The 7,396-nt window shown below is 49.0% G+C and carries 5 protein-coding genes, 11 tRNA genes and 1 rRNA gene; 16 read left to right on the top strand and 1 reads right to left on the bottom strand.

All coding sequences use genetic code 11. The features are described from left to right. The 8 genes from ACFVTB_RS23120 to ACFVTB_RS23085 form a co-directional block, all read left to right on the top strand. Positions 1-92, top strand: a 23S ribosomal RNA gene (locus ACFVTB_RS23120); the annotation flags it as partial. A 141-nt stretch (positions 93-233) separates the two neighbouring features. Continuing rightward, positions 234-309 (top strand) — tRNA-Asn (locus ACFVTB_RS23115). A gap of 3 nt (positions 310-312) precedes the next feature. Continuing rightward, positions 313-388 (top strand) — tRNA-Thr (locus ACFVTB_RS23110). Between the two features lie 16 nt (positions 389-404). Next, positions 405-479, top strand: a tRNA-Glu gene (locus ACFVTB_RS23105). 79 nt (positions 480-558) lie between these two features. Next, positions 559-634: transfer RNA gene (locus ACFVTB_RS23100), tRNA-Val, on the top strand. A 7-nt stretch (positions 635-641) separates the two neighbouring features. Further along, positions 642-716, top strand: a tRNA-Gln gene (locus ACFVTB_RS23095). Positions 717-722: 6 nt separating this feature from the next. Next, positions 723-798: transfer RNA gene (locus ACFVTB_RS23090), tRNA-Lys, on the top strand. A 22-nt stretch (positions 799-820) separates the two neighbouring features. Then, positions 821-903, top strand: a tRNA-Leu gene (locus ACFVTB_RS23085). A 434-nt stretch (positions 904-1,337) separates the two neighbouring features. Here the strand turns inward: ACFVTB_RS23085 and ACFVTB_RS23080 are convergent. Continuing rightward, positions 1,338-1,649, bottom strand: coding sequence for an MGMT family protein (locus tag ACFVTB_RS23080; protein WP_387754594.1), 312 nt, complete (start codon positions 1,647-1,649; stop codon positions 1,338-1,340). A gap of 195 nt (positions 1,650-1,844) precedes the next feature. Between ACFVTB_RS23080 and nfsA the strand changes: the two genes are divergently transcribed. The 8 genes from nfsA to ACFVTB_RS23040 all read left to right on the top strand — a co-directional run bounded on the left by nfsA (position 1,845) and on the right by ACFVTB_RS23040 (position 7,395). Beyond that, positions 1,845-2,588: an oxygen-insensitive NADPH nitroreductase gene (gene nfsA, locus ACFVTB_RS23075; protein ID WP_387754581.1), complete on the top strand. Its 744-nt coding sequence runs from the start codon at positions 1,845-1,847 to the stop codon at positions 2,586-2,588. 470 nt (positions 2,589-3,058) lie between these two features. Next, positions 3,059-3,904 (top strand): ABC transporter ATP-binding protein, encoded by an 846-nt coding sequence (locus tag ACFVTB_RS23070; protein ID WP_387754592.1) that lies wholly within the window; start codon positions 3,059-3,061, stop codon positions 3,902-3,904. A gap of 171 nt (positions 3,905-4,075) precedes the next feature. Then, positions 4,076-4,150: transfer RNA gene (locus ACFVTB_RS23065), tRNA-Gly, on the top strand. A gap of 6 nt (positions 4,151-4,156) precedes the next feature. Beyond that, a tRNA-Arg gene (locus ACFVTB_RS23060) sits at positions 4,157-4,233 on the top strand. Between the two features lie 23 nt (positions 4,234-4,256). Then, positions 4,257-4,333: transfer RNA gene (locus ACFVTB_RS23055), tRNA-Pro, on the top strand. Positions 4,334-4,342: 9 nt separating this feature from the next. Then, a tRNA-Gly gene (locus tag ACFVTB_RS23050) sits at positions 4,343-4,416 on the top strand. A gap of 200 nt (positions 4,417-4,616) precedes the next feature. Beyond that, complete coding sequence (locus ACFVTB_RS23045; RefSeq protein WP_387754578.1) at positions 4,617-6,188, top strand: spore germination protein; 1,572 nt, start codon at positions 4,617-4,619, stop codon at positions 6,186-6,188. Continuing rightward, a complete protein-coding gene (locus ACFVTB_RS23040; RefSeq protein WP_387754575.1) occupies positions 6,181-7,395 on the top strand; it encodes a Ger(x)C family spore germination protein in 1,215 nt (404 codons plus the stop codon). Before ACFVTB_RS23045 ends, ACFVTB_RS23040 begins: the two co-directional genes overlap by 8 nt. The last annotated feature ends 1 nt before the right edge of the window (position 7,396 follow it).

The raw sequence follows: 7,396 nt of genomic DNA, 5'->3' as shown, positions 1-7,396 counted from the left end.
ACCCCTTGAAGACGACGAGGTTGATAGGCTGGGGGTGGAAGCACAGCAATGTGTGGAGCTGACCAGTACTAATCGGTCGAGGGCTTATCCAAAAACCACCCCAAAAAGTGAAGAATGGCTACGAAGCTCATTCCGATTACTTTGCGGGGACCCCGAAAGCATCGGGGATAACACTAAAGGAAAAACATTAACTTTCGCATCCAGTTTTCAAGGCGCAAGCTTTGAATACATATTCCCTGATAGCTCAGTTGGTAGAGCACTCGACTGTTAATCGAGTTGTCACAGGTTCGAGTCCTGTTCGGGGAGCCATTTGCTCTCATAGCTCAGTAGGTAGAGTGCATCCATGGTAAGGATGAGGTCACCGGTTCGATCCCGGTTGAGAGCTCCAGAAGAATTTCATGTAAGGCCCGTTGGTCAAGGGGTTAAGACACCTCCCTTTCACGGAGGTAACAGGGGTTCGAATCCCCTACGGGTCACCAACTTTACCTCAAAAGTGAAGTTGTACTTCGAAGGTTATCCCGAATATTTTTCGGAAACTTCGAGTCAAATTCAATCTTTGGAGGCTTAGCTCAGCTGGGAGAGCATCTGCCTTACAAGCAGAGGGTCGGGGGTTCGATCCCCTCAGCCTCCACCATTTACGATGGGGATTAGCCAAGCGGTAAGGCAACGGACTTTGACTCCGTCATTCTCAGGTTCGATCCCTGAATCCCCAGCCATTGTACGAGCCATTAGCTCAGTTGGTAGAGCACCTGACTTTTAATCAGGGTGTCGAAGGTTCGAGTCCTTCATGGCTCACCATTTTTACAAAAGCATTACCCATGCGCGTATGGCGGAATTGGCAGACGCACCAGACTTAGGATCTGGCGGGCGACCGTGGGGGTTCAAGTCCCTCTACGCGCACCATTTACTACAATTGAGCTCCTGAACTTCGGTTCAGGGGTTTTTTAATTTCCATATTTAGCATACTAGGTGAATTATGGTATAGTAGATTGAGAGACAGTTCGTTATGAGAATAGACAACGAGACAGGATGAGGCACAATATGGAACCGCTATTCGCAGAAGGAACAGAAGTTATTGTCAATGCTACGTCGCATCCTAGAGAGGCGTACGTAAGCATTATTGAGCAATGGTATGACAATCCGAAGGGCTTTCATGTGCAAATGACCCCAAACGGGATGTATATCAGATTCACAAAGTATTTATCAAACGCTCAAAAGTCGGAACTATTGAAAATTATTAAAACTTTGAACTATTCTTAGTAGGATTCAAAAAAGAGACTGAAATCATTATAAAGACAGGTTATCGGAGCCACGATAGCCTGTCTTTTTCGTGTCCGTCACGACGACGGGAAATACTGATAAACGGCTAGGTCGATCCGGTCGCCTTTGCCGATCTCTACGCCTTCACTTTCCAGCTCCATGATTTGCGTCATTTTCCCTTCTTCGTCCTGCAAGGCGATTTCTCCCTTTGCATTTACAACTCGGTGCCAAGGCAGCTGATGAGCCCGGCTCATGGCATGCAAGATGCGCACGACCTGTCTGGCTGCGCGAGGGCTGCCCGCCTCCGCCGCAATCTGTCCGTAGGTCATGACATAACCGGCGGGTATATTTTTAATGATGCGAATAACTTCTTCCGTAAAGGGCTGCAGTGGGGCCATTGTTTTTCAACATCCTCCAATTAGGGTACATATGCTGTTTAGAGCAATCGTTATCTCTATTATACATGACGGTAAAGGCGAGATAATCGCCTGAGCGAGCTTTTTTTATAAGAGAGGCTCATGATAAGATAAGAAGGACATGCAGGAAAAGCACAGAGTAAGACAGGTTAAAAGGAGGACTGAACAATGAATGAGACAATACGGCTTATGCAAAATCATCGTTCGATCCGAAAATTTACCGGTCAACCGGTGACGGACGAGCAGTTAGACGCGATTATCGAAGCGGCGCAGCATGCCTCTACCTCCAGTAATATGCAGGCTTTCTCGGTCATAGGGGTCACAGATCCGGTATTGAAAGAGCAGCTTGCAGAGCTGGCTGGCGGTCAGGCCTATGTAGCGGAATGTCCTATATTTCTCGTCTGGTGCGCCGATCTCTACCGATTTGAGCGTGCGGCAGGCAGGCACTTGAAGGAAGAGCAGAAAGAGCAGACCAGCACGACAGAAAATTTTATTATCTCCACCGTAGACGCCACCTTGGCTGCTCAGAACGCAGCACTGGCTGCTGAATCGCTTGGGCTTGGCATTGTCTATATCGGCGGCATTCGCAACCAACCCAAGCGAGTATCAGAGCTTCTTGGTCTGCCCGAAAAAGTGTACCCGGTATTCGGGATGTGTATCGGCGTGCCGGATCAAGAGCCTTTATCTCGGCCGCGTCTGCCGAAAGAAGCGGTCTTTCACCGGAACATGTATCAAATAGAACGGACAGATCAAGCAATCGACGAATACGATGCGACGATAAGCGCCTATATGCGCGAGAGATCGGACGGCAAGACGGATGCTACCTGGTCTCAAGCGATGGCGGCGAAAACGGCGCAGAAACGGCTGCATATGCGAGAGTTTCTGAAAGACCAGGGTTTTCGTCTGGAATAGCTTAGCAGCCTGTTAAACGCCTTAAAATAACTTCTAATCCCAAAACGCTTCCGCCCGCTTGATACAGCGGCTTCGGAGGCGTTTTATTGCGTTAGAGAACTTCAATTCTGGCTCAAACTTAAAATCAGTGCATGGCGGAGAAGGAGAGAGCGGCGAAGGGGCAGAGGGATTCTGGAGAAACGATAGTGGTCGCTTTTAAAGCATGATTCCTACCGCAACTATCTAATAAATAAAGGAATCAGGCTTTAATGGCGATCGGAAGAACCCTCTGGTCCCCAGCGCTCCCCCTCACTTAAAGGCAAGCACTGATTTCTGTTTTGAGCTTCAATTCTTTTCTCAAAGACGAATAAAAGCATTGACTTTATAAGTGAGAACAATTATCATTATAACCAATTGATAATAGTTATCAAATCACCTTCATATACATCAACATTGCCCTCGAACTTGAAAGGAGAGTGCGTGTCTTGACGATTCGCTTGACAACCTCGAATCTGGACATTGCTTATGACGATCGGCTTATTGTACAAAACTTGAATGTAGCCATTCCACAAGGGAAAATTACGGCGCTAGTAGGTTCGAACGGTTCGGGGAAATCGACGATTCTGAAGACGATGGCGCGCTTGATGAATCCGGCTAAAGGAAGCGTGCTGCTCGACGGAAAGTCGATTCATAAGCAATCGACGAAAGAAGTCGCGAAGCAGCTTGCCATTTTGCCGCAAAATCCGACCGCTCCGGACGGCCTTACGGTATCCGAGCTTGTTGCGTACGGACGTTTTCCGTATCAAAAGGGCTTTGGTTCGATGTCCAAAGAGGATCGCCAAATCGTGCAATGGGCAATTGATGCGACGGGCATGGCTGAATTTGCGGAACGTCCAGTCGACCAGCTGTCCGGCGGGCAGCGTCAAAGAGCATGGATCGCGATGGCGCTGGCTCAGGAAACCGACATTTTGTTCTTGGATGAACCGACGACGTTCCTTGATATGGCGCATCAGCTGGAAGTGCTGCAATTGCTGCAGAAACTGAACGAGTTGAATAACCGGACGATTGTGATGGTCGTCCATGATCTCAACCATGCAACGAGATATGCGCATCATATGATTGCAATCAAGAAGGGCACAGTTGTGGGGGAAGGTTCCCCGGTAGAAGTGACAACGCCGGAAATTATTCGCGAGGTGTTCAACATCGAAGCGGATATTGTTCCCGATCCGCGCACTGGAGTACCGCTTTGTCTGCCATTTGCTTTGGCCGGTGAATCGGCTGCCGACCGCGCGCTGAACAATCGTGATCCTGTACTCGCGGCTGCGGCTGGCGTATAAACAAGAAGACGTGAAGGAGCCGGAAAGCGTGACGCTTTAGCGAGCGGAGCGCTTTCCATTCTTTTTTTGCAAAAAAACAAAAAAACAGTTGCATTTGTGTTTCGAAGGTGATATATTATTACTTGTCGCCGCGATAAAAACTTCGCGAACGATGAAACAATTGTTACACATGCGGAAGTGGCTCAGCGGTAGAGCATCGCCTTGCCAAGGCGAGGGTCGCGGGTTCGATTCCCGTCTTCCGCTCCATAATTTGCGGCCTTAGCTCAGCTGGATAGAGCGTTTGACTACGAATCAAAAGGTCAGGAGTTCGAATCTCTTAGGCCGCGCCATTTTTTATCAGTAACGCAATTGTCGGGATGTAGCTCAGCTTGGTAGAGCACCTGGTTTGGGACCAGGGGGTCGCATGTTCAAATCGTGTCATCCCGACCATTTTCATATGCGGGTGTAGTTCAATGGTAGAACTTTAGCCTTCCAAGCTAATAGCGTGGGTTCGATTCCCATCACCCGCTCCAACTAATTAAACTTCGAAAGCCTTGATAATCAAGGCTTTTTTTGTTGTTTATTTTTTTCAATCTGCATCGCCTCGTCCCTTCAGCTTAGGGCAAGTTTGAGGCAAATGAAACTTCCTCGCAACAGCCTTCCTTCTGTTTAGCGTTTTTTCCCATTGGTCATAATGAAAAGGAGACGCGCAGTAGGAGAGAAGGTTGACCTCATGAAAAATAAGTCATCGGCCTATACTCGTCATAAAGATGAGTCGCATATTTTACCCGAATACGCCAACATTCCCATTGAACCGCAAATTGAATCCAACGAACAAATACTGCTGCGAGATATGGGCGACAGCGACGATTTAATTATTCGAAAAGTGTATTACGAGAACAGCGATAGAGCTGCGGCGGCTATCGTCTATATCGACGGAATGGCCGATTCGGCTATCGTCAACCAATATATTATGGATGTCTTGATTGGCAACATGAGGCGTATTGACGCCTTGCGACGCGAGGAACGGGACAGCCGGACGGGAGATCCGGTTTCGATCGCCAAAGAATTGATTGTGGGCGTGGGCTCTATCCATACCGTTGTGGAAATGGGCTCGCTCTATGTATGTCTATTGTCGGGTGAAGCCGTTATTCTATTGGACGGAAGCAGCCAAGCGCAGTGCGCCGATATCCGCCAATGGAAGGGGCGCGAAGTTAGCGAATCGACAAACCAGACATCAATCCGCGGACCTCGTGAAAGCTTTAATGAAACACTCCGCACCAATACATCGCTGATTCGGCGGAAAATTAAAAATCCTCGGCTTTGGCTGGAAACCATTGCGATCGGAACGGTGACAAAGACCGACGTCACTTTGATGTATATTAACGGCTTAGCGAAACAGTCGGTTATTGACATGGTAAGGCAGAGACTGAAGGCAATTAAAATCGACAGCGTGCTGGACAGCGGCTATATCGAGGAGCTTATCGAGGACGGCAAGTATTCGCTTTTCCCTACAGTCTATAATACGGAGCTGCCTGATAACGTAGCATCGCAGCTGCTGGAAGGCAGAGTTGCGATATTCGTAGACGGTACGCCGAACGTGCTGATTGCGCCGACGATGATGATTTCTTTTTTTCAATCGGCGGAGGATTACTATCAGCGCTATTTCTATTCCAGTCTGTTGCGGCTGCTGCGATTCGTCAGTTTCGCCATATCGCTGCTATTTCCTTCGCTGTATATTGCCATCACTACCTTTCACCGTGAAATGCTTCCGACCTCGCTGCTTATAAGTCTGGCTGCGCAGCGGGAAGGGGTGCCATTTCCGGCGTTTGTCGAAGCGTTTGCGATGGAGGTCACCTTTGAGATTTTGCGGGAAGCGGGACTGCGGATGCCCCGCGCAATTGGTCAAGCGGTATCCGTCGTAGGCACGCTAGTTATCGGTCAAGCGGCTGTCGAGGCGGGGATCGTTTCTGCTGCCATGGTTATTGTCGTATCTGTAACGGCCATATCGACCTTTACGGTGCCGTCTTACAGTATGTCGATACCGATTCGCATCCTGCGCTTTGCTTTTATGTTTGCGGCGGCAAGCTTCGGCGTAGTGGGTATCTTCATGGGGATATTTATACTGCTGCTTCATTTATGCTCGCTTCGGTCGTTCGGGGAACCGTACATGTCGCCGCTCTCTCCTTACCGGCCTGCCGGAATGGAGGATTCGCTTTTGCGATTGCCTCGCTGGCTGATATATAAGCGCCCAAGTTCTTCATTTACAAGCGGTGAGGAAAGGATGCGGCGGCGTAATGGATAAAGTGTTCAAATCGTTTGTGAAAATAATCGTCATCGTGCTTTGCCTGTCGTTGCTGTCCGGCTGCTGGAGCCGGAGAGAGTTGAACGAACTCCTGATTGTACTGGGCTTCGGCTTGGATTGGGAGAATGGCGAATATCTGGCTTCATATCAAGTGGTCAATCCCAGCGAAATAACGGCTCAGAAAAGAGGCGGCGAGCGCCCGCCGACAACGCTCTATCAGGGGAGGGGCAAGACAATGCTGGATGCGGCTCGCTCCCTGACTGCTGAAGCGCCTCGTAAGGTATATATGGGCCATTTGCAGTTTTATGTGATAAGCGAGGAGCTGGCAAGGCGCGGAATTGCTGAATTTATCGACAATGCACTCCGGGATAATGAACATCGGATGGATTTCAAAGTTGTTGTTGCACGGGATATGAAAGCCGAGGATATATTGAAGCTCTACACGCCGCTCGAGAAGCTGCCTACCAACAGCATGCTTCATTCACTCGAGACGTCGGAACGAAACTGGGCGCCGACAATATCCATTACGTTGGACGAGGTGCTCGATCGAATGTCCAGCGAAGGCATCGAACTGGCGCTGACCGGGATTAAGCTGATTGGTACGGTGGAAGAAGCGGAACGGAAAAAGAATGTGGAGACGTTCCAGCCGAGCAGCCGTTATCGGTATAAAGGCATCGCTATCTTTAGAGGAGATAAACTGGTTGGCTGGCTAAACGAGAAAGAGAGCAAGGGATACACTGACATTACAGACAACTTGGAAAGTACGTCCGTTGAAATTCCTTGCGGCCCGTCTGCCTACACAGGTGTAGAGATCAATTCTTCAGAGGCCGAGATTAAGACGAAAGTTGTAAATGGCAAGCCAGAGGCGACGGTTTATATCCGGTCGGAAGGCAGTGTGAATGAAAGAGAATGCGATTCGATCGATCTGATGAAGCCGTCCACAATTAAACTGCTTGAGGAGCAAACGGCTGTTATTATTCGCAGCAACGCGGAGGCGGCAGTCCGCAAAGCCAAATCATTGCGATCGGATTGTTTGGGCTTTGGTATCCACTTTGCCAAGGACCACGCCCCGTATTGGAAAGAAGTAAAAAAGAACTGGAACAATGAGCACTTCCCTTCGCTTAAGGTTCAATACAAGATCAAAATGAAGATTCGCAAAACGGGAACGACGGGCAATTCGACGTTAAATCCAAATACGGGAGGCTAAG

This window comes from Paenibacillus sp. NPDC058071 (assembly GCF_042885235.1).
GTDB lineage: Bacteria > Bacillota > Bacilli > Paenibacillales > Paenibacillaceae > Pristimantibacillus.
This window is presented reverse-complemented; position numbering and strand designations above follow the sequence as displayed.

Excerpts from the sequence above, each read along its gene's own strand:
- nfsA (WP_387754581.1), top strand. The coding sequence starts at position 1,845 with ATGAATGAGACAATACGGCTTATGCAAAATCATCGTTCGATCCGAAAA.
- ACFVTB_RS23045 (WP_387754578.1), top strand. The coding sequence starts at position 4,617 with ATGAAAAATAAGTCATCGGCCTATACTCGTCATAAAGATGAGTCGCAT.
- ACFVTB_RS23040 (WP_387754575.1), top strand. The coding sequence starts at position 6,181 with ATGGATAAAGTGTTCAAATCGTTTGTGAAAATAATCGTCATCGTGCTT.